Genomic DNA, 23,914 nt, shown 5'->3' with positions numbered 1-23,914 from the left:
CCGATCCATCCACAGGCCTGACATGACCACGACGTCCACCGCCCTCCTCCCACTGCTGCAGCAGGCCCTGCAGGACGCCAGCGTCGCCAGCCGCATCGACGGCAACGCGCTGCTGCTGGACAGCGGACTGCGCCTGACCCCGCATGCGATGGCCGCACACGCGCGCGACAACGGGGGCTGGCAGACCTCCACCGTCATCGAAAGCCAGCATCCGCTGCTGTTCGCTGACGGCCTGTTCGAGTACCAGCACGCCAACGGTACCGATGAACAGACATCACTGCTGGCCGGCTTCCAGGCCTGGGCACGGGTCGACCTGGTGACCCTGCAGACCGCGATCGGCGCCGAAGACGCACAGGCCCTGCCAATGATGGGCCTGACCTATCCGGCCGGCGATGGGGCCCGGGAACACGAACGCACCGTGGTGCTGGGTCCGCTGGCGCATTACCGCGAGCACGAGGTGGACGCCAGCACCTGCAGCGAGGACGACCATGGGTCCTGTCCGTGCTGCCTGTTCACCAGGAGCATGGACGCCTTCGACGAGCTGCTGAAGGCGCGCCCGTTCCTGGCCATCCGCCTGTTCGCCTCGCGCGATGCCGATGGCCTGTGCGAGGCCGATTGCCGGGTCAACGGCCACGATTTCGCCGCCGCCCTGCCCCTGCTGCGTGCCTATGCGGCCAGCTGGCCGCAGGCCGGGCTGGAGTTCCGCAAGCAATATGTGGTGATCCGCACCGGCTCGCCCGGCTGACCCACCGCCACACCCGATACAGGCCGGTGCGGCTACACTGCGCGCCGGTTTCCCAAGCAACCGCACTTTCTTCCATCCCTACGAGGCACCCCCGCGATGCTGTACGCGCAAGTCCACCTGACCCTTCCCGCCTGGATCCACGACCAGATCGACCTGGATCGTCGATATCCGGGCGATGAGGCCAAGGTCGCGCTGGCGATCGAGCTGTCGCGGCTGAACGTCGAGCACGCCAGTGGCGGCCCGTTCGGCGCCGTGGTGTTCGGCCCGGACGACAAGGTGATCGCTGCCGGCGTGAACCGGGTGATGCCACACGCGACCTCGCTGGCGCACGCCGAGAACATGGCCTACATGCTGGCCCAGCAACGCCTGCAGACCCCGCGCCTGAACGCGGTGCTGTCGCCGGTCACCCTGGCCACCAGCTCGCAGCCGTGCTGCCAGTGCTACGGCGCCACCGTGTGGGCGGGCATCGACCGCCTGCTGATCGGTGCCAGTGCAGCCGACGTCGAAGAACTGACCCCGTTCGACGAAGGCCCGCTGCCGGCCGACTGGGTCGGCGAGCTCAACAAGCGTGGCATCGAAGTGGTGCAGGGCCTGAACCGCGACGCCGCGCGCAGCGTGCTGCGTGCCTATGGGGAAAGCGATGGCGCCCGTTACTGAAACCGGCATCGGCCTGCTGTGCCTGTGCCGGCAGGGTTTCGAGCCCGAGCTGGCCGGCGAACTGCAGTTCCGTGCCGGCGAGGCCGGTTTCGCCGGTTATGCACGCACCCAGCGCAATGACGGCTACGTGCTTTTCATGTGCGACGAGGCCGCGGCGCTGGCACCGCGCCTGCGCTGGCGCGAACTGATCTTCGCGCGGCAGAAGCTGGTTGTGCTGGCCGAGCTGCCACAGCTGGATCCGGCCGACCGCATTACGCCGATGCTGGAGGTGCTGGCTGATGCGCCGCGCTTCGGCGACCTGTGGGTGGAGCATCCCGATTCCGACGCTGGCAAGCCGTTGTCCGGCCTGGCGCGTTCCTTTGGCAATGCACTGCGCCCGGCGCTGCGCAAGGCCGGCAAGCTCAGCGACAAGCCGAACACCCGCCTGCCGCGCCTGCATGTGGTGTTCGTCGACGGTACCCATGCCTTCGTCTGCGTGGCCGACCCGGCCGACAGCGCGCCGTGGGCCTTGGGCATTCCGCGCCTGAAGCTGCTGCCCGAAGCGCCTTCGCGTTCGGCGCTGAAGCTGGACGAGGCGCTGTTGACCCTACTGACGCCTGAAGAACGCGAGGCGCTGGCCAAGCCCGGCATGCGCGCGGCCGACCTTGGCGCCGCCCCCGGTGGCTGGACCTGGGTGCTCACCCGGCAGCACATGCACGTGCTGAGCATCGACAATGGCCCGCTGCGCCAGCACGTGCTGGACACCGGCCTGGTCGAGCACCTGCGCGCCGATGGCTTCCACTGGCACCCGGAACAACCGCTGGACTGGATGGTCTGCGACATGGTCGAGCAGCCGCGCCGCGTCGCCGAACGCATGGCCACCTGGTTCCGCGAAGGCTGGTGCAGGCATGCGATCTTCAATCTGAAGCTGCCGATGAAGAAGCGCTGGGACGAGACCCGGCTGTGCCTGGACCTGTTCCAGGACCAGGCCGGGAAGCCGCTGGTGGTGCGCGCCAAGCAGCTCTATCACGATCGTGAAGAGATCACCGTGCTGGCCTCGCCGCTGCGCTGATCCCATTGCATCCGCCGGGCATGGCCCGGCGCTACCGGGGAACGGAACCATGCGCTACCACTCGCTCACCCTGCTGATCACTTTGCTGTCAGTCGCACCGGCCATGGCCCAGCAACTGCCGCACACCCCTGCGCAGAGCCAGCCGCTGGGCCCCACCGGCGGCGCGATCCGCCAGCAGCCACTGGATGCCGGTCGGGTCAGCGGCAGCGTCGAGATTGCACAGCCGGCCGGCGAGGCACAGGTGACGGTGCGTTCGCTGGAGCCCAGCAGCGTGGTTGGCCAGTACCGCATCTACTTCGCCGCGCTGGATGTGAACGGCGACGGTTTCATCAGCCGCGAGGAAGCGCAGGCCAACCCGGCGCTGGCCGACGAATTCAATTCGCTGGACCGCAGGCATCGCGGCAAGCTGGACCGCACCGACCTGGCCGGCTGGCTGGTGGATTGAAAAAGGGGACGGAGGGGATTAAGTCGTATGTGCACATACGGCTTAATCCCCTCCGTCCCCTTTTTTGTTCACCGATGCCGGGAGCGTGCCAACCTAGGTTGGTACCTACAAGAGCAGCGTCCCGTGGTTGGTAGCGCGCCAGCGATGCCCGCAGCGTCGTGCGGCATGTACTCCGCTTACACCCCAGCGGCGCGCTTCCAGAACGCCTGCACCAGCGGCGGCCATCGGCCGACGCAGCCCAGCGCACGGCCCCGGGCCAGGGTCAGGTGCATTTCGTCGTTGGAGAACAGGCGGTTGATCGCATCGAAGCTGTAGGCGGCGATGTGGTTGTCGCTCCGCCGTTCGCGTGCCCAGCGCTGCAGGCGCTGCGGCGACAACCGCGGTTGGCCGCGGCGCTCTGCCGAGGGTGCCAGCCACTGCTGCAGGGCGGCGACATCACGCAGCCCCAGGTTCACGCCCTGCCCGGCCAGCGGATGCACCACATGCGCCGCGTCACCCAACGCCAGTACACGACCGGCCACGTAGTGACGGGCCAGCTGGCGGCGCAGCGGGAATGCCGCTCGCGGGGAGGCCAACCGCAGCTCACCCAGGCGTGCCGCGAAGGCGCGGGTCAGTTCGCGGTTGAAGCTGTCCTCGTCCAGTGCCAGAACACGCGCCGCCTCGTCCTCGGGCAGGGTCCAGACGATCGAGCTGCGGCGCTCGGCCACCGGCAGCAACGCCAGCGGCCCGCTTGGCAGGAAGCGCTGCCAGGCCGTGGCCTGGTTGGGAAGATCGCTGTCCACGTAGGCCACCACGCCACGCTGGTGGTAGTCATGGCGTTCCACCTCGATCCCGGCCAGCTGGCGGAGGGTCGATTCGGCGCCGTCGGCGGCCACCGCCAACGCCGCTTCCAGGCGACGCCCGTCATCCAGGCGCAGGCGCACGCCGTCCTCGTCCTGCTCCAGCGCGTCCACCCGTGCCGGGCAGTGCAGCTGCACACCCGCCGCCGGCAGCGCCGACCACAGGCGGTCCTGCAGCAGCCCGTTCTCGACGATGTAGCCCAGTTCGCGACGGCCGAAGCGATCGGCGTCGAACAGCAGATCCTCGCCACCGGCCGCGTCCCACACCTGCATGCGCCGGTAGGGCCATGCACGGGCCTGCGCGATCGCCGGCCACACACCAAGACGATTCAGCAGCTGTACGTTGTCGGCAGCGAAGGCGAACACGCGCAGGTCCGGCTGTGCGGCCTGCCACGGCGCCGGTTCGCGACCTTCCACCAGCGCCACCGACAGGCCAGCATCAGCCAGCGCCAGCGCACACGCGGCACCGACCACGCCACCGCCGATGATGGCCACATCAAGACGCGCGCGCCGGCTCATGCCGCTTCTCCACGGCACAGCCGCGGCACCTCGCCGCGGAAGCCCATCGCACCACCGACCAGCATCGATTGCACCGAGGCGCGCTGCGCGGCCACCAGGCCGAGGCTGCGCAGCGGCCGCATCAACGGCGCCGGATTGCTGGTCAGGCGCGCCAGCCCGCCGGAGAACGCCACCGTCTGCCGGCGGTCCTCTTCGCGGCGCGCGACATAGGCCTGCAACAGTGCATCGCTGCCGGCATCCTCATGCGCATCCTCCAGCAGTTCAGCCAGGGTCAGCGCATCGCGCAGGCCCAGGTTGAAGCCCTGCGCCCCCAGCGGATGGATGGTCTGCGCGGCATTGCCGAGCAGCACCGCGCGCTCTCCGGCCAACGCGCGCGCCAGCACCTGGATGAGCGGATAAGCACTGCGCGGGCCGGATTCGAGCAGCCGGCCGGCGCGCCAGCCGATTGCGTTCTGCAGGCGTTGCAGCCAAGCCGCATCGTCCAGCGCCATCACCGCATCGGCCTGGTCGCGCGCAACACCGTGCACGGTGCCGAAGTGGCGATCACCACGCGGCAGCAGGGCGGTCGGGCCGGTATCGGTGAAGCGCTCCCAGGCGGTGCCGTCCGGCGCGCGCTGGCTGCGCACGCGGGCCACGAACAGGGTCTGCTGGAAATCATGGCGGTCGACCTCGATGCCGAGCGCGCCGCGCACGCCACTGGTCGTGCCATCGGCCCCCACCACCAGCCGGGCCTGCAGCACGCGTTCGCCGGTCTCGTCGGCCACCCGCACCTGGCGGTAGCCATCGACCACCTCGCCCAGGCCCAGGAAGCGCATCGGCCGGTAGCGCCGCAGCCGCGGCAGCTCCTGCAGGCGCGCTTCCAGCGCCTGGCCGAAGTCCCGCGCCACCACCACCTGGCCGAACCACGGCCGGTCGTAGTCGGAAGCCTCCAGCAGCACCCGGCCGAAATCGCCGGCGCGGCTGACGTGGATGCGGCGGATCGGGCCCGGCGCCATCGCCAGCTTCTGCATGACCCCCAGCGCGGTCAGCGCATTGACCGTGGCAGCGGCAAAACTGAGGTTGCGCTGGTCGAATACCGCCGGCAGCTCGCCGGCCGGGCTGGCCTCGAGCAGGCCCACATCGCGGCCCAGGCGGTCCAGGGCGATGGCCAGGCTGGCACCGACCAGGCCACCACCGACGATCAGCACGTCATGTCGTTCACTCATGATGTTCATGATACGCGCTCGCCCTGCCCGAACGCCCAACACCACCCGACCTGCGCCAACCGGCGCGGCGGGCTAGAATGAAACCTGAATCCGCTCCGGGCCCGCTGCCATGTCCGCCACCGCCAACCGCGCCTTCGTCCTGTCCGTCCTCGTGCTGTTGCTGGCGGCGACCCGGGTCAACCACTTCGCGGCGATCCCCGATGCCTCCTGGGCGGTGTTCTTCATCGGTGGCTTCTACCTGGCCACGTGGACACGCTGGGCGTTTCCGCTGTTGATGGTGTTCGCCGTGCTGGTGGACTGGATCGTGATCCGCAGCAGCGGCCTGGATTTCTGGCAGCACTACTGCGTGTCGCCGGGTTACTGGCTGCTGCTGCCGGCGTATTTCTCGCTGTGGGCCGGCGGCATGCTGCTGGGCCGCAACTACCAGGGCGCACGCTGGCCGGTGCTGGCCAAGGGGGCACTGCTGCTGGTGGCCTCGGTGGCGGTCTGCCACCTGCTGGCGCAGGGCGGTTTCTACTGGACCACCCGCAACGTGGCCGAGCCGACGCTGGCCGGTTGGGCGCAGAACTACGCACAATGGTTCGGCCCCTACCTGCGCACCACCGCGATCTACGTGGCGCTGGCGGCGGCATTGCAGCTGGCGGTGGAGCAGGTACTGAAGCTTCAGCAGGCCCGCCGCGACATCCGGCACTGAGCCGCGCCATGGGTCATCGCCTCTCGCGCATCTATACCCGCACCGGCGACGACGGCAGTACCGGCCTCGGCGACGGCCAGCGCGTGGCCAAGGACGACGCCCGGGTGGCGTCCTACGGCACCGTCGATGAAGCCAACGCTGCGCTCGGCCTGCTGCTTGCCACCGCGCTGCCCGAGGATGTCCGCGCGCTGGTGGTGCATCTGCAGCACCAGCTGTTCGACCTGGGTGCCGAGCTGTGCATCCCGGGCCACGCCGCCATCCACGCCGCCGATGTCTCGGCACTGGAACAGCAGCTGGACCACTACAACGCCAACCTGCCGATGTTGAAGGAGTTCATCCTGCCGGCTGGTGGCGAGGCCGCCGCACGCTGCCACCTGGCCCGCACCATCGTCCGCCGCGCCGAGCGCGAGACCGTCACCCTGGCCCGCCTTGAGCCCGTGCGCAGCGAGGCGCTGCAGTACCTCAACCGGCTGTCGGACCTGTTGTTCGTGCTGGCGCGCGTACTGGCCCGCGCCGACGGCCATGGCGAAGCGCTGTGGCAGCCACAGCAGCGCCAGCGCTGAGTCGGCACGATGCTGGTCTTCACCCATCCGTCCTGCCTGCTGCATGACCCCGGCCCCGGCCATCCGGAGTGCCCGCAACGCCTGCAGCAAGTACTCGATGCCCTGCACGCCGCGTTCCCCGGCCAGCTGGACTGGCGCGAGGCGCCGCCGGCCAAGTTCGGCGAACTGACCCGGGTCCACGACAGTGCCCTGCTCGACTTCGTGCTGCAGCCGCAGACCGCGCCGCTGCGCCAGCTGGACATGGACACCTGGACCTCGCCGGGCTCGGCCAGTGCCGCCGTGCACGCCGCCGGCGCCGGGGTGGCCGCGGTCGATGCAGTGATGCTGGGCGAGGATCCGCTGGCGTTCTGCGCGGTGCGGCCCCCGGGCCACCACGCCACCAGCAGCACCGCGATGGGCTTCTGCCTGCTCAACAACATTGCCATTGCCGCGGCCCATGCCCGCGACCGCCATGGGCTGGAGCGGATCGCGGTGGTCGATTTCGATGTCCACCATGGCAACGGCACCCAGGACATCTTCCAGCACGACGCCCGGGTCTCGTACTACAGCACCCACCAGGCCGGCCTGTTCCCCAATTCCGGCCTGCGCCGCGACCGCGGTGCCGGCAACCTGATGAACATCCTGCTGCCCCCCGGCAGTGGCGGTTTCCGCTTCCGCAACGTGTGGGCAGACGAAATGCTGCCGGCCATCGACGACTTCCGTCCGCAGCTGCTGCTGATCTCGGCCGGCTTCGACGCCCACCTGCGTGACCCGCAGGCCGACCTGATGCTGGAAACCGACGATTTCGCCTGGATCACCCGGGAACTTCATGCGCTGGCGCGCCGTCATGCGGCCGGCCGGGTGGTCTCGATGCTGGAAGGCGGCTATGACCTGCAGGCCCTTGCCGAGTGCAGCGTGGCCCATGTCCAGGCCCTGCTGCTGCCCCCTCCCGGCAGCGTCTCCGGATGAACCCGAACCGGCAGGCTGCGGCGTCCTTCATTGCCCCTATGCAAGGGATGGGGCAAGCTACCGTCCGTTTTCGCCCGAATCCGAACCGCGTGCGCCGAGCCCTCCGCCTGCTTCCCCTGCCTCTGAGCATCGCCATCTGCCTGCCGGCAATGGCCGATGAAAAGCCGCTCAACTGGGGCCTGTGCCCGGCTACCGACGTGATTCCCGCGTTCACCGATGCGCCCACCCCGGTCCCGGGGCAGGACAAGGCCGCCGCCAGCGCTGCGCGCGAGCAGCAGCCGACCGACATCGAGGGTGACCAGCTGCTGGGCACGACCACCGTGCCGCAGTACGAAGGCAACGTGGCCCTGCGCCGCGGCGACCAGTTCGTCGGCACCGACAAGCTCAGCTTCGATACCGAGAGCGGCAACTACATCGCCGACGGCAATGTCCGCTACCAGGACTCCTCGATCCGCATGGTCGCCAAGCGCGCCGAGGGCAACCAGGAAAGCGACACCCACAAGATCACCGACATCAAGTACCAGCTGGTGTCGCGCCGCGGCAACGGCGATGCCGAGTCGGTCGACCTGCAGGGCGCGGTCGGCCAGATGCACCGCTCCACCTACACCACCTGCGACCCGTCACAGCCGGTGTGGAAGCTGTCGGCGCCGCAGATCGAAGTGGACAACGACGAGGGCTTCGGCACCGCCCGCAACGCCGTGCTGCGGATCGGCAAGGTGCCGGTGCTATGGGCGCCGTACTTCAAGTTCCCGATCGATGACCGCCGCAAGACCGGCCTGCTGTTCCCGCAGCTGGGCATGTCCGGGCGCAACGGATTCGACTACGCACAGCCGATCTACTTCAACCTGGCGCCGAACTACGACGACACGTTGACCCCGCGCTACATGAGCCGGCGCGGCCTGATGCTCGACAACGAGTTCCGCTATCTCTACAACGGCGGCCGCGGCGAACTGCTGACCGCGTTCATGCCCAACGACAAGCTGCGCGACCGCGACCGCGGCCGGGTGATGTTCAGCGGTTACCACAACGTGGACAGCCACTGGCAGGCCCGTGCGAACCTGGCCTGGGTCAGCGACGAGCGCTATGTCGAGGACTTCGCCAACCGCCTGGTCGGGGTGACTGCCTCGAACCTGCAGAGCACCGTGGGCCTGTACGGCACCGGCAGGAACTGGACGGCCGGCATCATGGCCGACCGCTGGCAGCTGACCGACTACACGCTCAATGAAAGCGCGCTGCCGTACAACCGCCAGCCGCGCCTGTACTTCAACTGGGACAAGCCGGTCCTGCCGTGGCTGGAAACCGGCATCTATGCCGAAGCCGTGCGCTTCACCCACGACGACATCAACTTCAAGTACGGCGCCGATGCGGGACCCGACCTGCAGTACACGCGCAACGGCCAGACCCAACGCATGTACGGCGGCTCGCGCCTGGACGTGAAGCCGTACGTGTCGTTCCCGATCAGTGGCGCGGCCTGGTACGTCACCCCGACCCTGGCCTACCGCTACACCGGCTACGACCTGGACCAGGGCCTGGCTGACAGCGTCCGCCGCAACGTGCTGGCCTCGCAGGGCATCGACCCGAACACCGCCACGCCGGAGCAGCTGCGCGGCAACAAATCGCCCAGCCGCAGCCTGCCGATCGGCAGCATCGACGCCGGCCTGTTCTTCGATCGCGAGACCACGATCGGCGGCAAGTCATTCCTGCACACGCTGGAACCGCGCCTGTTCTACCTGCGCACGCCGTACCGCAACCAGGACGACCTTCCGATCTTCGACACCCGTGACTTCACGTTCAGCTGGGGCCAGCTGTTCCGCGACTCGCGCTACACCGGCGCCGACCGCCAGAACGATGCCAACCAGCTGACCCTGGCATTGGGCACCCGCTTCATCGACCAGACCACCGGCAAGGAACGCTTCTCGGCGGCCATCGGCCAGATCCAGTATTTCGACGAGTCGCGGGTGACCGTCACCCCGGGCGGCGCGCCGGTGGAAAAGGGCAAGTCGGCGTGGATCGCCGACGGCAACTACATGATCAACGACCGCTGGACCCTGGGTGCCACCTACCAGTGGGACCCGAAGTACAAGCGTGAGGATCTGGCCAGCGTCCGTGCCCGCTACCTGATGCCCAACGATGGCGTGATCAACCTGAGCTACCGCTACCGCATCAACTCGGGCGCCCCGGCCAACGCCAACAAGCACGACCGTACCCTGCTGGAACAGGCCGACCTGTCGTTCCTGTACCCGCTGAATGCGCGCTGGAGCCTGGTCGGTCGCTACTACTACTCGCTGCAGGACAAGGAGCCGCTGGAAATCATCGGCGGTGTCCAGTGGGACAGCTGCTGCCTGGCCGTGCGTGTGGTCGGCCGCCGCTATGTCCGCAACCGCGAAGGCGAGATGAACAACTCCATCCAGGTGGAGTTCGTGCTCAAGGGCCTGAGCTCCCTGGGGCAGGACACGGACCGTACCCTGCGCCGTGCTATCCTCGGCTACAACCGCGACGACCTCTATCTCGTGCCGCCGAGCAACACCGGGGCGACCCGGGATGACTACGATCCGAACCTGATCCCATGACCAAGCGCTTCCCCGTTCTTCTCGCCTCGCTGCTGGCGGTGTCCAGCGTGTCCGCCCCCCTGCAGGTGCTTGCCCAGGAGGCGCAGCCGCTTGACCGCATCGCTGCCGTCGTCGATGAGGACGTGATCCTGCAGAGCGAGCTCCAGCGTGCGATCGCCAACATCAAGGCGCAGTATGCCGGCCGGGAAAACCAGCTGCCGCCGGAAGACGTGCTCAGCCGCCAGGTGCTCGAACGCCTGGTGCTGGTCAAGCTGCAGGTGGCCCGCGCCCAGGGCAGCGGCATCCGTGTCAGCGACCAGGAGCTGAACCAGGCGATGAACGCCATCGCCCAGCAGAACGGTTCGAACCTGGATGCCCTTCGCCAGCGCCTGGCCCATGACGGTATCGATTTCAACGATTTCCGCGCGTCGGTGCGTGACGAGATCACCGTGCAGCGCCTGCGCCAGAGCTTCGCGCAGAGCCGCATCAGCGTCAGCGAGGGTGAAGTCGACGCCGCGCTGAAGCAGCAGGCCACGGTAGGCAACCAGTATCACCTGGCGCACATCCTGATCGCCCTGCCCGACGGTGCCAACGCCGACCAGATCGCCACCGGCCAGAAGAAGGCCGATGGCGTGAAGGCCCTGCTGGACAAGGGCGAGCTGGACTTCAACGCGGCGGCCGTGCGCTATTCGGACAGCCCGAACGCGCTGGAAGGCGGCGATCTGGGCTGGCGCAGCCTGGATGAAATCCCGCAGGCCTTTGCCCAGTTGATGGAAAAGATGAAGCCGGGCGAGGTGGTCGGCCCGATCCGCGGCCCGAGCGGCTTCCAGCTGCTGAAGCTGGTGGAAGTGCGTGACAGCAGTTCCGCCGCCGGTGAGCAGACGGTCACCGAGTTCCACGGCCGCCACATCCTGGTCCGCGTGGACGACCACCAGACCGATGCCGCTGCCAAGGCCAAGATCGATACCCTGCGCGCCCGCATTGCCGGCGGCGCCGACTTCCAGACCGTTGCCAGGGAGTCCTCCGAGGACAACAACAGCAAGGGCCAGGGCGGTGATCTCGGCTGGTTCCCGGCGGACGCGTTCGGTCCGGCCTTCGGCCAGCAGGTGAGTGGCCTGCAGGATGGTGGCGTCAGCCAGCCGTTCCGCACCGACGCCGGTTGGCACATCGTGCAGCGCGTGGCGACCCGCCAGACCGACGTGACCACCGACAACCAGCGCGCCCAGGTCCGCGAGACCATCGGCCGCCGCAAGCTGGAAGACGAGTACAACCGCTTCCTGCAGGAACTGCGTGGCGAAGCCTACGTCAGCTTCCGCAGCGGCGACCGCGCGGAAAACACCGCCACGCCGCCGCAGTCCTGACCGATGCGCCCCGAGCTCGCTCTGGTACCGGGCGAGCCCGCCGGGATCGGCCCGGAGCTGTGTGTCCGCCTCGTCCAGCAGCCGCGTGAAGATTGCCGGCTGCTGGCCTTCGCCGACCCGGACACCCTGCGCGCGGCTGCGGCCGCCCTGAACCTGCCCCTGCAACTGCTGCCCGAGCACGCCGAAGCACGCGTCCCCGGCGATCTGCGCCTGCGCGCCGTCCGCAACGCGGTGCCCAGCCACTTCGGCCAGGCCGATCCGGCCAATGCCAGCGCGGTCATCGGCGCCCTGCTCGGCGCCGGCCAGGCCTGCCTGTCCGGTGAGCTGCACGGTGTGGTGACCGGCCCGGTGCACAAGGCGGTCATCAACGAGGGCGGCATCGCCTACAGCGGCACCACTGAACTGCTGGCCGACCAGGCCGGAGTGAAGGTGGTGATGATGCTGGCCAATCACATTGTCCGCGTGGCCCTGGCCACCACCCACCTGCCGCTGCGCGAGGTGGCCGATGCGATCACCGCGCCCAGCCTGGAACACACCCTGCGCACGGTGCATGCCGCGCTGCGCCGCGAGTTCGGCCTGCCTGCGCCGCGCATCGCGGTGCTCGGGCTGAACCCGCATGCCGGCGAAGACGGTCATCTGGGACGCGAGGAACTGGACCTGGTCATCCCCCTGCTGCAGCGCCTGCGCGCGGAGGGCATGGACCTGGTCGGGCCGCTGCCGGCCGACACCGCCTTCCTGCCGGCCAAGCTGGCCGGTTTCGACACCGTGCTGGCGATGTACCACGACCAGGGCCTGCCGGTGCTGAAGTATTCCGGCTTCGAACAGGCGGTGAACCTGACCCTCGGCCTGCCCTACCCGCGCGTGGCGGTCGACCATGGCACCGCGCTGGACCTGGCCGGCCGCGGCATCGCCGATCCTTCCAGCCTGCAGGCGGCAACGACGCTGTGTGCGCAGCTGGCGCGGCAACGTACACTGAGCGCATGAATTCCCCGCATTCCCCCTCCGGCCCGGTGTTCACCGCACCGGCCAAGAAGCAGCTTGGCCAGCATTTCCTGGCCGATCGCCACTACATCGACAAGATCGTGATGGCGGTCAACCCGAAAGATGGCGACCGCCTGGTTGAAATTGGTCCAGGCCAGGGCGCCATCACCCTGCCGCTGCTGCGCGTGCACCCGAAGCTGACGGTGATCGAGTTCGACCGCGACCTGATCGCGCCGCTGACCGCCGCCGCCGAGCCGCTGGGCGAGCTGACCATCGTCCATCGCGACGTGCTGCGCGTGGACTTCACCGAACTGGCCAATGGCCAGCCGATCCGCCTGGTCGGCAACTTGCCCTACAACATCTCCTCGCCGATCCTGTTCCATGCGCTGGAGCATGCCGCAGTGATCCGCGACATGCACTTCATGCTGCAGAAGGAGGTGGTCGACCGCATGGCCGCCGGCCCCGGCAGCAAGGTGTATGGCCGCCTCAGCGTGATGCTGCAGGCCTACTGCCAGGTGACCTCGCTGTTCGTGGTGCCGCCGGGCGCGTTCCGGCCGCCGCCGAAGGTCGATTCGGCCGTGGTTCGGCTGGTGCCGCGTGACCCGGCCTCGATCAGCATCAACGACCACACGCGCTTTGCCGAGGTGGTCAAGGCCGCCTTCGGGCAGCGCCGCAAGACCCTGCGCAATGCCCTGAACAACGTGGTGTCCGCCGAGCAGTTCATCGCTGCCGGCGTGCGTCCCGATGCCCGCGCCGAACAGCTGGACGTGGCCGAATTCATCGCTTTGGCCAATGCCTCCTGATTACACTGCCGGTATGGAAGACGCTGACGTTTACGCCATCTCCGTCGAAGTCGCGCCGCGCTTCCTCGACGATCAATCCGCGCCGGAAGACGGTCGCTTTGCGTTCGCCTACACGATCCGCATCCACAACCAGGGGCGGGTCGCCGCACGCCTGGTCGCACGCCACTGGCGCATCACCGATGCCAATGGCCGTGTCGAGCATGTCGATGGCGACGGGGTGATCGGCGAGCAGCCGCGGCTGCGCCCCGGTGAAGACTTCCGTTACACGTCCGGTGTCATGCTGGGGACCGATCACGGGACCATGCAGGGGCACTACGACATGGTCGCCGACGATGGCACCGAATTTGCCGCGCCGGTCGCACCGTTCGTGCTGGCCGTCCCGCGTACCCTGCACTGACACGGAGGCCGAACGATGAGTGTGTGGGCGATCGGCGACCTGCAGGGCTGCTACGACGTTACCCAGCGGTTGCTGGAGAAGATCCGCTTCGACCCGGCCCAGGACACCCTGTGGTTCTGCGGCGACCTGGTCAACCGTGGCGGCCAGTCGCTGGAAACGCTGCGGCTGGTGCATTCGCTGCGCGAGCACAGCGTGGTGGTGCTGGGCAACCATGATCTTTCGCTGCTGGCCGTCGGTGCACGCACCGAAGAGGAGCAGCGCAAGGTCAACCCGGACCTGCTGCGCATCGTGCAGGCCGAGGACCGCGACGAACTGCTGGACTGGCTGCGCCTGCAGAAGCTGGTGCATGTGGATCGCGAGCTGGGCTGGATGATGGTGCACGCCGGCCTGGCGCCGAAGTGGACCACGCAGATGGCAGAGAAGCACGCCGCCGAAGTCGAGGTGCAGCTGCACGGCGCCGGCTACCGCAAGCTGTTCCGCAACATGTACGGCGACAAGCCAAGCTGGGCGCCGAACCTGTCCGGCTACGACCGTTCGCGTGCGATCATCAACGTGCTCACCCGCATGCGCTACTGCACCCCGCGCGGGCGCATCGGCATCGAGGACAAGGGCACCCCTGGCACGCAGGAACAGGGACTCTACCCCTGGTTCGAAGTACCGGGACGGGTCGAGCGCGACCTCAAGATCGTCTGCGGCCACTGGTCGGCGCTGGGCCTGACCATCACCCAGGGCGTGCACGCCATCGACACCGGCGCAGTCTGGGGCGGCAAGCTGACCGCGATCCAGCTCGATACCGACGAGCTGCGCGTGGTGCAGGTGCCGGGCCGTGATGTACCGGCACCCGTACCCCACGCCCGCCCGCCGGCGCGACCGGCGCACGAGCGCCCCGCCGCTGCGGTGCAGGGCAAGGAACAGGGCGGCGGCAACGCCGCTGCTGCCAACCCGGGCAACCGTGGTCCGCGCCGTCGTCGCCGTCGAGGTGGTGGCGGTGGAGGCTCCGGTGGACCCCACAACAACGGCGCCGCGCCGCAGGCATGACGCGGCGCGGCTGGGCACCATGGAGGGTGCTGCTGCTGACGCTGGCCCTGGCCAGCGGCTGCCAGCCTGCTTCGCCCCCGGCTCCCACCGGCGGCGGAAATGCCGCCCCCACGCCATCGCAGCCGCAGGCCCCTTCACCGCCACTGGTGGCCGCAGCGCGCGCACAGATCGGCGTCACCACCCGTTACGATTCCGCCTACCAGGTCCTGTCCTATCCCGGCGGCGACGTCCCGCTTGATCGCGGCGTGTGCACCGACGTGGTGGTGCGCGCCCTGCGCAGCCAGGGCCTGGACCTGCAGGCGCGCGTGCATGAAGACATGCGCGGCAACTTCAGCGCGTATCCCGCGATCTGGGGCCTGTCACGGCCGGACCGCAACATTGATCATCGACGTGTGCCGAACCTGATGCGCTGGTTCGAACGGCAGGGCTGGCAGCAACCGATCACCGCCCTCGCCACCGACTATGCGGCCGGTGACATCGTGGCCTGGAAGCTCAACGGCAACGGTCTGCTGCATGTCGGCATCGTCTCCGACCGGAGGCTGGCCAATGGCACACCGCTGGTGCTGCACAACATCGCGCGCGGCACGCGTGAAGAGAACCTGCTGTTCCAGCACGCGATCATCGGGCATTACCGGATGCCGTAGGCACCTGCAGAGCCGGGCCATGCTCAGCTACGGGAGGTATCAGGCAACAGCAGCCGAGCATGGCTCGGCTCTACAGAAAACCATCCTCAGCGGCGCACGTAATGCACGAAGCGGAACGCATAGGCGTGGCGGTCATCGGCCGGATGCGGCTCGCTGCTCACTTCCCGCCAGTCCTGCACGGCCACCTCGGGGAAATGGGTGTCGGCGGGGACTTCGGCATCGACCCAGGTCAGGTACAGGTCGCTGGCCTGGTCCAGCAGCTCGTGGAAGATCTCGCCGCCGCCGATGATGCACAGCTCGCTGGCGCCCTCGCCTTCGGCAATCGCCTTCGCCTCGTCCAGCGACGCCACCGCGCGCATGCCCGCGAACGGCACCTGGCCGCTGCGGGTCAGCACCAGGTTGGTGCGCCCCGGCAGTACGCGGCCGATCGACTCGGCCGTCTTGCGCCCCATCAGGATCGGCTTGCCCAGGGTGAGCGCCTTGAAGTGCTTGAAATCATCCGGCAGGTGCCAGGGCATGGCATTGCCCTGGCCGATGCCACGGTTGCGGTCCAGCGCCACGATCATCGAGAGCTTCATGGCACTCACACCGCCACCGGCGCCTTGATCGCCGGGTGCGGGTCATAGCCGTCGATGCGGATGTCGTCGAACCGGAAGCCGAACAGGTCGCTCACCTCCGGGTTCAACCACAGCTTCGGCAGCGCGCGCGGTTCACGCGAAAGCTGCTCGCGCGCCTGCTCGAAGTGGTTCGAATACAGGTGCGCGTCGCCCAGCGTATGCACGAAGTCGCCCACGCCCAGGCCCGTGGCCTGCGCCACCATGTGGGTCAGCAGCGCATAGCTGGCGATGTTGAACGGCACGCCGAGGAAGATGTCGCCGCTGCGCTGGTACAGCTGGCAGCTGAGCTTGCCGTCCACCACGTAGAACTGGAACAGGTTGTGGCACGGCATCAGCGCCATCTGCGAAAGCTCGCCCACGTTCCAGGCGCTGATCACCAGCCGGCGCGAATCGGGGTTGCGCTTGATCTCGTCCACCAGCCACTGCATCTGGTCGATCTCGCGGCCATCGGCGGTGGCCCAGCTGCGCCACTGCTTGCCGTAGACCGGGCCGAGATCGCCGTTCTCGTCGGCCCACTCGTCCCAGATGCGTACCTGGTTGTCCTTCAGGTAGCCGATGTTGGTATCGCCCTTCAGGAACCACAGCAGCTCGTGGATGATCGAGCGCAGGTGCAGCTTCTTGGTGGTGACCAGCGGGAAACCTTCATTGAGGTCGAAGCGCATCTGCCAGCCGAACACGCTGCGGGTGCCGGTGCCGGTGCGGTCGCTCTTCTCCGCGCCATGTTCCAGCACATGCGCGAGCAGATCCAGGTAGGCCTTCATGCCTTGCCCTCCGCAGCCATCACCGGTTGCGGCTGCAGCACCGGCGCGCGGCGCGACATCGCCAGCAGCACCAGGCCGAAGACGATGAGCGGCAGGCTGAGGATCTGGCCACGGGTCAGCCAGTCGAAGGCCACATAGACGCCGTTGTCGGGCATGCGTACGAATTCGACGGCGAAGCGGAACAGGCCGTACATCAGCGCGAACAGGCCGCCGACCAGGTAACGGTGGCGCGGCTTGGCCGACACCGTCCACAGCACCACGAACATCACCAGGCCTTCCAGGAACGCTTCATACAGCTGCGAGGGATGGCGGGCGAACTGGTTCAGCGCGCCGGTGGCGAACTGCGCCTGCAGGGTCGCATGGTCCAACTGGTTCAGCGGCGCCGGCAGGCCCGACGGGAACACCACGCCCCACGTGCCGTCGGTGTACTTGCCCCACAGCTCGGCGCCGATGAAGTTGCCGATGCGACCAAACCCCAGGCCCAGCGGTACCAGCGGCGCCATGAAATCCATGGTGTCGAAGAAGTGCAGCGCGTGCTTGCGCGACCACCACCAGCAGGCACCCAGCACGCCCAGCAGGCCGCCATGGAAACTCATGCCGCCGTCCCACACCTTGAACAGCAGCAGCGGGTTGTGCAGAAAATCGCCCAGCGCGTAGAACAGCATGTAGCCGATGCGGCCGCCCAGCACCACGCCGAGCATGGCGTAGAACAACAGGTCGGAGAAGCCGTTGGCATCGACGCCCGGCAGGCGCCCGGCGGCGATGCGCGTGCGGCCCAGCAGCCAGGCCGCAGTGAAGCCGAGCAGGTACATGATGCCGTACCAGTGCACCTTGATCGGCCCCAGCGAGAGGGCGATGGGGTCGATGTCGTGGAAGTAGATCATGGAAGGTGCCTTGCGGTTGAACGTCTATTCTCGGGCCAGTGCCGCCCCGGCTCAACCAAGGATCTGCGGCGAGTTCGGCAACGCGTCATCGTTCGACCGCGTCGAGGCCGGAAAGTGCCCTTCGATCAGGCTGGAGACCTCGTCGATGGCATCCTGCAGCGCTTCCACCGGGTTGGAACCACGCAGGCCCTCGCGCAGGTGAGTGCAGACCCGCTGCCACTGCGCCGGGCTGACCCGGCCATGCAGGCCGCGGTCGGCGACGATCTCGATGGCATGGTCGGCCAACAGCAGGTAGATCAGCACGCCGTTGTTGTGGGCGGTGTCCCAGGTGCGCAGGCGTGCGAAGGCATGCTCGGCGGCCTGCCTCGGGGTGACCTTGTGCCACAACGCGGCCAGCGGCAGATCGGCCTCCACCGCGAACATCACCTGACCGCCGTGGCGCTGCTCACCGGAAGCGATGGCCTCGGTGATCGCCTGCAGCGTGGCTGGCGGGAACGCGCGCCGTACCGACGGCGAACATACATGGCGGAACAGACGTTGGATCATCACCAGCCTCCCGAAGCGCCACCGCCACCGGAACGGCCACCGCCGCCGCCCCAGCCGCCTCCGCCGCCGAATCCACCACCACCGCCGAATCCACCACCACCGCCGAAGCCGCCTCCCCCGCCCCAGCTGCCACCGCCCCAGCCACCACCGCCGGCAAAGCGCCCCGGATGGCCGGACAGCATCGCCACGATCAGGCCAACCACGCCGGCCAGGCCACTGGCCAGCAGGGTGGAGGTGAACAGGAACGCCGCCACGGCTGCGCCAGCGCCGCCGAGCAGGCCACGCAGCGGGCGCGGCACGCGCGCGAACACGCCGCGCAGGATGCTGCCGGCGAACACACCGATGAACAGCGCCAGAAACCAAGCATCGCCGCCGCCACCCGGCTCGCGCCCACGATGGCCACTGACCGGTGCCGGCAGCGTTTCACCATCGATCAGCTTGACCAGCACGGCGGTGGCATCGGTGATGCCCCCGGCGTAGTCGCCGGCGCGGAAACGCGGCACCAGGTATTCCTGGATGACCCGGTTGGCGATGGCATCGGGAATCGCGCCTTCCAGGCCGTAACCCGGCTCGATCCGCACGCGCCGGTCGTCCTTGGCCACCACCAGCAGCACGCCGTCATCGACGCCCTTGCGGCCGATCTGCCACTGGTCGAAGACCCGCGTGGTGTACTGCGCGATGTCCTCCGGCTGGGTGGTGGGTACCACCAGCACCTGCAGCTGGCTGCCCTTGCGCTGCTGCAGGTCCAGCGCCTGCTGCACCAGCGCCTGCTTCTGCGCGGCATCCAGCGTGCCGGTGGTGTCGACCACCGGCGAATCCAGCGCCGGAATCGGCGCCAGCTGCTGGGCCTGCGCCGCCAGCGGCAGCCACAGCAGCAGGGCCAGCAGCGCAGTGGCCAGGCGCATCGGTCAGTGGCCCGGCTGCGGTGCCGGCTGCTGCTGCGGCGCGTTGCCGAAATCCACCGCCGGTGCGTTGGAGATCTGCGCCTCGTTCTCCACGGTGAAGTTCGGCTTGGTCTTGTAGCCGAAGATCTTGGCGGTGATCACCTGCGGGAACGAACGGATGTAGGTGTTGTAGTCCTGCACCTGCTGGATGTAACGACCACGCGCAACCGTGATCCGGTTTTCGGTGCCTTCCAGCTGGGCCTGCAGGTCGCGGAAGTTCTGGTCGGACTTCAGCACCGGATAGTTCTCGGTCACCACCAGCAGCCGCGACAGCGCGCTGCCGAGTTCACCCTGGGCCTGCTGGAACTGCTTGAGCGAGGCTTCGTCATCGGCGTTGACGTTGATCTGGCCGACACGCGAGCGGGCGTTGGTGACTTCGGTCAGCACGCGCTCTTCCTGGCTGGCGAAACCTTTGACGGTCTGCACCAGGTTGGGCACCAGGTCGGCGCGGCGCTTGTACTGGTTGAGCACTTCGGACCAGCTGGCCTTGACCGCCTCATCCTTCTGCTGGATGGCGTTGTAGCCGCAGCCGGACAACAGGGAGGCCAGCAGCATCAGGGGCAGGACACGGGTGAACAGGCGCATGGCGGAGGTTCCGGGTGGGCTTGGCGCCGAGCATGCCATGGTTCGGGTGAAAGACCGGCCATCGGGCGCCGCCCCCTCCGCGGTGTGGTCCAGCCAGCTCGGGGATGGGCCGGGAGGGTGGGTCGGCTGGGGGCCGCTGCAAGTACGTCCATGTAAGCTCGGTCGCCGCATCCATGCGGCTCACGCCCCCAGCCGACCCACCCTCCCGGCCATGGACAGTTTTCTGCGCACCGCGGGAAGATCAAAAGAAAAATCAAAGGCAAAAGCCGACCCTTCAGACATTCCTGGTGTCTGCCATCCACGCATGGCGTGGATCTACCGTGTCGACCAAGATCGACACCTACCAACAGCAGCGCAGAACGCGTTCCGACAGATCGCGGAAGACTGTCGAAGGCGGGGTGGGTCCGGTGGCGGGGGTGTCCGCGGCATGGATGCCGCGGCCAAGCCCCCAGGGAAGGGTTTACGGCGTCCCCCGCCACCGGACCCGCCCCGCCATCCCTCAGTAGCCCAGCTTTTGACGTTGCCTCTGCGGGTGCAGGGCGCAGCCCTGCCGGAACCCCACATCACTCAGCAGGCCTCAGCCACCGCAGTGCGCGGACGCCCCAGCCATGCCAGCAGCAGGCCCGACGCGGCCAGCAGGCCACCGGCCACCGGAATCGCGGCGTAGCCCAGTCCCGAGCTGATCACCGCCCCCCCCAGCGCAGCACCTACCGCATTGCCCAGGTTGAATGCACCCACGTTGATCGACGACGCCAGGCCCGGCGCCTCGCTGGCCACCTGCATCACCCGGATCTGCAGCGGCGGCACGAGGGCGAAGGTCGCCGCACCGAACAGCAGTACACCCAGCGCCGCGGTGGCGTGGCTCATGAAGGCCAGCGGCAGCACGAACATCAGCACCGCCAGGACGGCCAGCAGGATCCGTGTGGCGCCATCGAGCGACCAGTCAGCCATCCGTCCACCGATGCCGTTGCCGAAGGTGAAGCCGATGCCGATCAGGGCCAGCGACATCGCGATGAAGGCATTGGAGGCGCCGGTCAATTCGGTCAGCACCGGTGCGACGTAGGTATAGAGGGTGAACATCGCACCCGCACCAAGCACGGTGGTGGCCATCGCCAGCAGCACCTGCGGCTGCAGGATCGCCTTCAGTTCGCGGCGCACGTCCGGGCGCGGCCCCGGTGCAGATGCCGGCAGCGCGAAGCCCAGCGCAGTGATCGCGATCAGGCCCAGCGCCGCAGTACCGGCGAAGGACAGGCGCCAGCCCAGCTGCTGGCCGACCCAGGTCGCCAGCGGCACACCGCCGATGTTGGCGATGGTCAGGCCCATGAACATGGTGGCCACGGCTGCGGCCTGCTTTTCCTTCGGCACCAGGCTGGCGGCGACCACCGCACCGATGCCGAAGAAGGCACCATGGTTGAGGCTGGTGACCAGGCGCGACAACAACAGCAGCCCGTAGTTCGGCGCCAGCGCAGACAACAGATTGCCGGCGACGAAGATCGACATCAGCAGCATCAGCGCGGTGCGCTTGCCGAAACGCCCCATCAGCAGGGTCATCACCGGCGCGCCCAGCATCACGCCCACGGCATAGGCGGTGATCAGCATGCCCGCAGTGGGGATGCCAACGCCGACGCCGTCGGCGATGACCGGCAACAGGCCCATCGGGGCAAACTCGGTGGTTCCGATGGCGAAGGCGCCAACGGCAAGCGCCAGCAAGGCGGCTCTGGAATTCATGGGGGGTCCTGGGGGCGGGAATCGGGAGTGCGTAGCCTGCGCGCTTTGCTGCGCCGGATTAAGCCTCGCCCCGGGAAAACACTGTTGATCCTGGTTCACAAGTGGAAGCCGGAACGCAGCCACAAGTGCAAAAACCGCGGTTCCGGTGTAGAGCCGAGCCCATGCTCGGCTGCTTCCGGCCGGTCAGCCGAGCACGGGCTCGGCTCTACAAGGCAGAACGCAGAACCCCCGGAATGCCGGGGGTTCTGAGGGACTCACACGCCAGTGGCGCACTTACCAGTTGCCGGCGCCCGGCACGTTGTGCTCGCGGGCGCGGCGGCGCATCAGCAGGTTCAGCCACTCCACCAGCACCGAGAAGCCCATCGCGGCGTAGATGTAGGGCTTGGGCACGTGCACGTCCAGGCCGTCCAGGATCAGCACCGCGCCGATCATCAGGATGAAGGCGAGCGCCAGCATCTTCACGGTCGGGTTGGCATCGATGAAGCGGCCCAGCGGGTTGGCGGCCAGCAGCATCACCATCACCGACAGCAGGATCGCGGCGACCATCACCGGAATGTGGTCGGCGATGCCGACGGCGGTGATCACCGAGTCCAGCGAAAACACGATGTCGATCACCGCGATCTGCGCGATCACGTAGCCGAACACGGCCGAGGCCTTGGTGGTGCTGGGATCTTCATCCTCGCCACCGCTGATCAGTTCCTTGATCTCCATGCAGCCCTTGATGATCAGGAACAGGCCGCCAACGATCAGCACCAGGTCGCGGATGGAGATGCCCATGCCGGCCACGGTGAACAGGTTTGCCGCCATGTGCGCCAGGTAGGCCAGCGATACCAGCAGGCCGATGCGGGTAATGCAGGCCACCGCGATGCCGAGCTTGCGGGCGAACGGGCGGCGCTCTTCCGGCAGCTTGCTGACAGCAATGGAAATGAACACCAGGTTGTCGATGCCGAGCACGATTTCCAGCGCGCTGAGCGTGAACAGGGTCACCCAGGCATTGGGGTCGGCGAGGAACTCAAAGGACATGGAAACTCTTCAAGGCAGTGGGGGAATGGGGTTTCAGCCGTAGTTGCCGGCCAGCGCGTGCGGAACCACGACCAGCGCCCAGCACAGCAACACGTTCATCATCAGCACGAACACCGCCGCCGAGCCCATGTCCTTGGCGCGGCCGGCCAGCTCGTGAATCTCACTGCCGTAGCGTTCGATCACCGCTTCGATGGCCGAGTTGGCCAGCTCCATCGCCAGCACCAGCAGCATCGAGCCGATCAGCAGCGCGCGTTCGACCGGCGTCTGGCCCAGCCAGATCGCAATCGGCGTCAGCAGGATCAGCAGGTAGACCTCAAGCCGGAACGAGGACTCGTGCAGCCAGGCAGCGCGCAGGCCCTGCCAGGACCAGCGGGCGGCCTGGAAGATGCGGCGCGGGCCGCGCGGCAGGTGGCCGAACTGATCAGCCACGGGTGGAACATCCAGCAACGGGGGCGCGGCGCAGCGACCGCTCAGACGCACGGCAGGGAATCATGGGTGCACAGGAATAGGCAGATGGCGGCCATTTTGCCACAAGGCCGCCAACCGCAGCCCGCGCCTGCCCGCTGAACGGCCTGCCAGGGGCAAGCAACGGCCCGGGCATGCTCCTATGATGGATGCCCCTTGCCTGCTGGAGCGCCTGATGTCCCGTCGCCGTACCTGCCTGTTGATGCTGGGCCTGCTGACTGCCGCACCGCTGGCCCAGGCGCTGAGCCCGGCCGAGTCGCCCCGGGTGCCAGAACAGGTCTCCAACGTGGCCTGGGCCGGCGACATGGCCCGCTTCGCCAGCGCCGACCAGTCCACCCCGCCGCCGCGCGGTGGCATCGAGTTCATCGGCAGCTCCTCGATCCGCTTCTGGGAGAGCCTGGCCACCGACTTCCCTGGCCAGCCAGTGTTCAACCGCGGCTTCGGCGGCTCGGAAGTGCGCGACAGCACCTGGTACGCCGACCGCATCGTGGTGCCGTATGCGCCATGCAAAGTGTTCTTCTACGCGGGCGACAACGACCTCAACAGTGGCCGCAGCGCCGTGCAGGTGCGCGACGACGTGGTTGCCTTCGTGCAGCGCGTGCACCGCGACCTGCCGAAGACCAAGGTGGAGTACCTGTCGATCAAGCCGAGCCCGTCGCGCGCGCACCTGCTGCCGGCGATCAACGAGGCCAACACGCTGATCAAGGCCGCGCTGGCCAAGCTGCCCAACACCGGTTTCACCGACATCTACACGCCGATGCTCGGCGCAGACGGCCAGCCGGATGCGACGCTGTTCCGCGAGGACATGCTGCACATGACCCCGGCCGGCTATGCGATCTGGACCAGGGCGCTGGCGCCGAAGGTCAACTGCAACTGAGGGACTGCGGACGCCGGGCATCGCCCGGCGCTACCGCAACCCCAT

26 protein-coding genes are annotated in these 23,914 nt (G+C 68.1%); 15 read left to right on the top strand and 11 right to left on the bottom strand.

Translation table 11 applies throughout. The features are described 5' to 3' along the window. Positions 1-22: 22 nt before the first annotated feature. The 4 genes from AC5P7X_RS10470 (at position 23) to AC5P7X_RS10455 (ending at position 2,898) form a co-directional block, all read left to right on the top strand. Positions 23-745: a DUF6348 family protein gene (locus AC5P7X_RS10470; protein ID WP_053501225.1), complete on the top strand. Its 723-nt coding sequence runs from the start codon at positions 23-25 to the stop codon at positions 743-745. 96 nt (positions 746-841) lie between these two features. Continuing rightward, positions 842-1,402, top strand: a complete 561-nt coding sequence (locus AC5P7X_RS10465) for a nucleoside deaminase (protein WP_005415358.1) — start codon at positions 842-844, stop codon at positions 1,400-1,402. After that, a complete protein-coding gene (rlmM, locus tag AC5P7X_RS10460) occupies positions 1,386-2,453 on the top strand; it encodes a 23S rRNA (cytidine(2498)-2'-O)-methyltransferase RlmM (protein ID WP_329843637.1) in 1,068 nt (355 codons plus the stop codon). The genes AC5P7X_RS10465 and rlmM overlap by 17 nt, the downstream gene beginning before the upstream one ends. A 49-nt stretch (positions 2,454-2,502) precedes the next feature. Then, on the top strand, positions 2,503-2,898 hold the full coding sequence (locus tag AC5P7X_RS10455) for an EF-hand domain-containing protein (RefSeq protein WP_495214785.1): 396 nt from the start codon (positions 2,503-2,505) through the stop codon (positions 2,896-2,898). A 176-nt stretch (positions 2,899-3,074) separates the two neighbouring features. Here the strand turns inward: AC5P7X_RS10455 and AC5P7X_RS10450 are convergent, their stop codons facing one another. Beyond that, entirely contained in the window at positions 3,075-4,256 is a 1,182-nt protein-coding gene (locus AC5P7X_RS10450) for a UbiH/UbiF family hydroxylase (RefSeq protein ID WP_053500461.1), read from the bottom strand. After that, on the bottom strand, positions 4,253-5,461 hold the full coding sequence (gene ubiH, locus AC5P7X_RS10445; RefSeq protein ID WP_206621025.1) for a 2-octaprenyl-6-methoxyphenyl hydroxylase: 1,209 nt from the start codon (positions 5,459-5,461) through the stop codon (positions 4,253-4,255). Before ubiH ends, AC5P7X_RS10450 begins: the two co-directional genes overlap by 4 nt. Positions 5,462-5,570: 109 nt before the next feature. On the opposite strand from ubiH, the gene AC5P7X_RS10440 reads away from it, so the two are divergent. The 10 genes from AC5P7X_RS10440 to AC5P7X_RS10395 all read left to right on the top strand — a co-directional run bounded on the left by AC5P7X_RS10440 (position 5,571) and on the right by AC5P7X_RS10395 (position 15,439). Then, entirely contained in the window at positions 5,571-6,155 is a 585-nt protein-coding gene (locus tag AC5P7X_RS10440; protein ID WP_005415353.1) for a hypothetical protein, read from the top strand. An 8-nt stretch (positions 6,156-6,163) separates the two neighbouring features. Next, the gene (locus AC5P7X_RS10435; RefSeq protein WP_053500465.1) at positions 6,164-6,718 is read left to right on the top strand and encodes a cob(I)yrinic acid a,c-diamide adenosyltransferase; all 555 of its coding nucleotides are present in this window, start codon (positions 6,164-6,166) and stop codon (positions 6,716-6,718) included. Positions 6,719-6,727: 9 nt separating this feature from the next. Continuing rightward, positions 6,728-7,666: a histone deacetylase family protein gene (locus tag AC5P7X_RS10430; RefSeq protein ID WP_188247877.1), complete on the top strand. Its 939-nt coding sequence runs from the start codon at positions 6,728-6,730 to the stop codon at positions 7,664-7,666. An 89-nt stretch (positions 7,667-7,755) separates the two neighbouring features. Continuing rightward, positions 7,756-10,236: an LPS-assembly protein LptD gene (gene lptD / locus AC5P7X_RS10425; protein WP_111129210.1), complete on the top strand. Its 2,481-nt coding sequence runs from the start codon at positions 7,756-7,758 to the stop codon at positions 10,234-10,236. Further along, positions 10,233-11,576 carry a peptidylprolyl isomerase gene (locus tag AC5P7X_RS10420; protein WP_053500472.1) on the top strand — a complete coding sequence of 448 codons (1,344 nt, stop codon included), beginning with the start codon at positions 10,233-10,235 and terminating at the stop codon, positions 11,574-11,576. The genes lptD and AC5P7X_RS10420 overlap by 4 nt, the downstream gene beginning before the upstream one ends. 3 nt (positions 11,577-11,579) lie before the next feature. After that, the gene (gene pdxA, locus AC5P7X_RS10415) at positions 11,580-12,560 is read left to right on the top strand and encodes a 4-hydroxythreonine-4-phosphate dehydrogenase PdxA (RefSeq protein ID WP_005415348.1); all 981 of its coding nucleotides are present in this window, start codon (positions 11,580-11,582) and stop codon (positions 12,558-12,560) included. After that, positions 12,557-13,360, top strand: a complete 804-nt coding sequence (gene rsmA, locus AC5P7X_RS10410) for a 16S rRNA (adenine(1518)-N(6)/adenine(1519)-N(6))-dimethyltransferase RsmA (protein ID WP_053500476.1) — start codon at positions 12,557-12,559, stop codon at positions 13,358-13,360. The genes pdxA and rsmA overlap by 4 nt, the downstream gene beginning before the upstream one ends. Positions 13,361-13,373: 13 nt before the next feature. Beyond that, positions 13,374-13,757, top strand: coding sequence for a Co2+/Mg2+ efflux facilitator ApaG/CorD (apaG, locus tag AC5P7X_RS10405; RefSeq protein ID WP_008268668.1), 384 nt, complete (start codon positions 13,374-13,376; stop codon positions 13,755-13,757). Positions 13,758-13,772: 15 nt separating this feature from the next. Beyond that, positions 13,773-14,795 (top strand): symmetrical bis(5'-nucleosyl)-tetraphosphatase, encoded by a 1,023-nt coding sequence (locus AC5P7X_RS10400; protein ID WP_005415345.1) that lies wholly within the window; start codon positions 13,773-13,775, stop codon positions 14,793-14,795. Then, a complete protein-coding gene (locus AC5P7X_RS10395) occupies positions 14,792-15,439 on the top strand; it encodes a DUF1287 domain-containing protein (protein WP_346608023.1) in 648 nt (215 codons plus the stop codon). The genes AC5P7X_RS10400 and AC5P7X_RS10395 overlap by 4 nt, the downstream gene beginning before the upstream one ends. Before the next feature lie 86 nt (positions 15,440-15,525). Here the strand turns inward: AC5P7X_RS10395 and AC5P7X_RS10390 are convergent, their stop codons facing one another. From AC5P7X_RS10390 to AC5P7X_RS10350, 9 genes are all read right to left on the bottom strand, one after another. Beyond that, positions 15,526-16,017: a dihydrofolate reductase gene (locus tag AC5P7X_RS10390; protein ID WP_495214784.1), complete on the bottom strand. Its 492-nt coding sequence runs from the start codon at positions 16,015-16,017 to the stop codon at positions 15,526-15,528. 5 nt (positions 16,018-16,022) lie between these two features. After that, positions 16,023-16,817, bottom strand: a complete 795-nt coding sequence (locus AC5P7X_RS10385) for a thymidylate synthase (protein ID WP_171958437.1) — start codon at positions 16,815-16,817, stop codon at positions 16,023-16,025. Next, positions 16,814-17,701, bottom strand: coding sequence for a prolipoprotein diacylglyceryl transferase (lgt, locus tag AC5P7X_RS10380; protein WP_070489714.1), 888 nt, complete (start codon positions 17,699-17,701; stop codon positions 16,814-16,816). The genes AC5P7X_RS10385 and lgt overlap by 4 nt, the downstream gene beginning before the upstream one ends. Before the next feature lie 51 nt (positions 17,702-17,752). After that, positions 17,753-18,247: a TPM domain-containing protein gene (locus AC5P7X_RS10375; RefSeq protein WP_053500484.1), complete on the bottom strand. Its 495-nt coding sequence runs from the start codon at positions 18,245-18,247 to the stop codon at positions 17,753-17,755. Beyond that, on the bottom strand, positions 18,247-19,152 hold the full coding sequence (locus tag AC5P7X_RS10370) for a TPM domain-containing protein (RefSeq protein WP_495214783.1): 906 nt from the start codon (positions 19,150-19,152) through the stop codon (positions 18,247-18,249). The genes AC5P7X_RS10375 and AC5P7X_RS10370 overlap by 1 nt, the downstream gene beginning before the upstream one ends. 3 nt (positions 19,153-19,155) lie before the next feature. Further along, positions 19,156-19,776, bottom strand: coding sequence for a LemA family protein (locus tag AC5P7X_RS10365; protein WP_069139522.1), 621 nt, complete (start codon positions 19,774-19,776; stop codon positions 19,156-19,158). A gap of 567 nt (positions 19,777-20,343) precedes the next feature. Beyond that, the gene (locus tag AC5P7X_RS10360) at positions 20,344-21,504 is read right to left on the bottom strand and encodes an MFS transporter (RefSeq protein WP_053500074.1); all 1,161 of its coding nucleotides are present in this window, start codon (positions 21,502-21,504) and stop codon (positions 20,344-20,346) included. Positions 21,505-21,777: 273 nt separating this feature from the next. After that, entirely contained in the window at positions 21,778-22,527 is a 750-nt protein-coding gene (locus tag AC5P7X_RS10355) for a TerC family protein (protein WP_005415336.1), read from the bottom strand. 33 nt (positions 22,528-22,560) lie between these two features. Continuing rightward, on the bottom strand, positions 22,561-22,956 hold the full coding sequence (locus AC5P7X_RS10350) for a diacylglycerol kinase (protein ID WP_005415335.1): 396 nt from the start codon (positions 22,954-22,956) through the stop codon (positions 22,561-22,563). A gap of 211 nt (positions 22,957-23,167) precedes the next feature. Here AC5P7X_RS10350 and AC5P7X_RS10345 point away from each other — a divergent pair, with 211 nt between their 5' ends. Beyond that, positions 23,168-23,869 (top strand): SGNH/GDSL hydrolase family protein, encoded by a 702-nt coding sequence (locus AC5P7X_RS10345; RefSeq protein WP_053500094.1) that lies wholly within the window; start codon positions 23,168-23,170, stop codon positions 23,867-23,869. Positions 23,870-23,914: the final 45 nt, after the last annotated feature.

The sequence above is a fragment of the Stenotrophomonas sp. YJH_SMC_53 genome, from assembly GCF_059369995.1.
The sequence above is the reverse complement of the archived record's forward strand: the minus strand, read 5'-3'. Positions and strand labels throughout refer to the sequence as shown.

Bases quoted from the DNA above. Each gene is read 5' to 3' on its own strand.
- lgt (WP_070489714.1), bottom strand. From the start codon at position 17,701: ATGATCTACTTCCACGACATCGACCCCATCGCCCTCTCGCTGGGGCCG.
- pdxA (WP_005415348.1), top strand. From the start codon at position 11,580: ATGCGCCCCGAGCTCGCTCTGGTACCGGGCGAGCCCGCCGGGATCGGC.
- rsmA (WP_053500476.1), top strand. From the start codon at position 12,557: ATGAATTCCCCGCATTCCCCCTCCGGCCCGGTGTTCACCGCACCGGCC.
- AC5P7X_RS10390 (WP_495214784.1), bottom strand. From the start codon at position 16,017: ATGAAGCTCTCGATGATCGTGGCGCTGGACCGCAACCGTGGCATCGGC.
- AC5P7X_RS10375 (WP_053500484.1), bottom strand. From the start codon at position 18,247: ATGATCCAACGTCTGTTCCGCCATGTATGTTCGCCGTCGGTACGGCGC.
- AC5P7X_RS10345 (WP_053500094.1), top strand. From the start codon at position 23,168: ATGTCCCGTCGCCGTACCTGCCTGTTGATGCTGGGCCTGCTGACTGCC.
- apaG (WP_008268668.1), top strand. From the start codon at position 13,374: ATGGAAGACGCTGACGTTTACGCCATCTCCGTCGAAGTCGCGCCGCGC.
- AC5P7X_RS10355 (WP_005415336.1), bottom strand. From the start codon at position 22,527: ATGTCCTTTGAGTTCCTCGCCGACCCCAATGCCTGGGTGACCCTGTTC.
- AC5P7X_RS10455 (WP_495214785.1), top strand. From the start codon at position 2,503: ATGCGCTACCACTCGCTCACCCTGCTGATCACTTTGCTGTCAGTCGCA.
- AC5P7X_RS10365 (WP_069139522.1), bottom strand. From the start codon at position 19,776: ATGCGCCTGTTCACCCGTGTCCTGCCCCTGATGCTGCTGGCCTCCCTG.
- AC5P7X_RS10385 (WP_171958437.1), bottom strand. From the start codon at position 16,817: ATGAAGGCCTACCTGGATCTGCTCGCGCATGTGCTGGAACATGGCGCG.
- ubiH (WP_206621025.1), bottom strand. From the start codon at position 5,461: ATGAGTGAACGACATGACGTGCTGATCGTCGGTGGTGGCCTGGTCGGT.
- AC5P7X_RS10470 (WP_053501225.1), top strand. From the start codon at position 23: ATGACCACGACGTCCACCGCCCTCCTCCCACTGCTGCAGCAGGCCCTG.
- AC5P7X_RS10440 (WP_005415353.1), top strand. From the start codon at position 5,571: ATGTCCGCCACCGCCAACCGCGCCTTCGTCCTGTCCGTCCTCGTGCTG.
- AC5P7X_RS10430 (WP_188247877.1), top strand. From the start codon at position 6,728: ATGCTGGTCTTCACCCATCCGTCCTGCCTGCTGCATGACCCCGGCCCC.
- AC5P7X_RS10435 (WP_053500465.1), top strand. From the start codon at position 6,164: ATGGGTCATCGCCTCTCGCGCATCTATACCCGCACCGGCGACGACGGC.
- AC5P7X_RS10450 (WP_053500461.1), bottom strand. From the start codon at position 4,256: ATGAGCCGGCGCGCGCGTCTTGATGTGGCCATCATCGGCGGTGGCGTG.
- rlmM (WP_329843637.1), top strand. From the start codon at position 1,386: ATGGCGCCCGTTACTGAAACCGGCATCGGCCTGCTGTGCCTGTGCCGG.
- AC5P7X_RS10360 (WP_053500074.1), bottom strand. From the start codon at position 21,504: ATGAATTCCAGAGCCGCCTTGCTGGCGCTTGCCGTTGGCGCCTTCGCC.
- AC5P7X_RS10395 (WP_346608023.1), top strand. From the start codon at position 14,792: ATGACGCGGCGCGGCTGGGCACCATGGAGGGTGCTGCTGCTGACGCTG.
- AC5P7X_RS10400 (WP_005415345.1), top strand. From the start codon at position 13,773: ATGAGTGTGTGGGCGATCGGCGACCTGCAGGGCTGCTACGACGTTACC.
- AC5P7X_RS10465 (WP_005415358.1), top strand. From the start codon at position 842: ATGCTGTACGCGCAAGTCCACCTGACCCTTCCCGCCTGGATCCACGAC.
- AC5P7X_RS10420 (WP_053500472.1), top strand. From the start codon at position 10,233: ATGACCAAGCGCTTCCCCGTTCTTCTCGCCTCGCTGCTGGCGGTGTCC.
- AC5P7X_RS10370 (WP_495214783.1), bottom strand. From the start codon at position 19,152: ATGCGCCTGGCCACTGCGCTGCTGGCCCTGCTGCTGTGGCTGCCGCTG.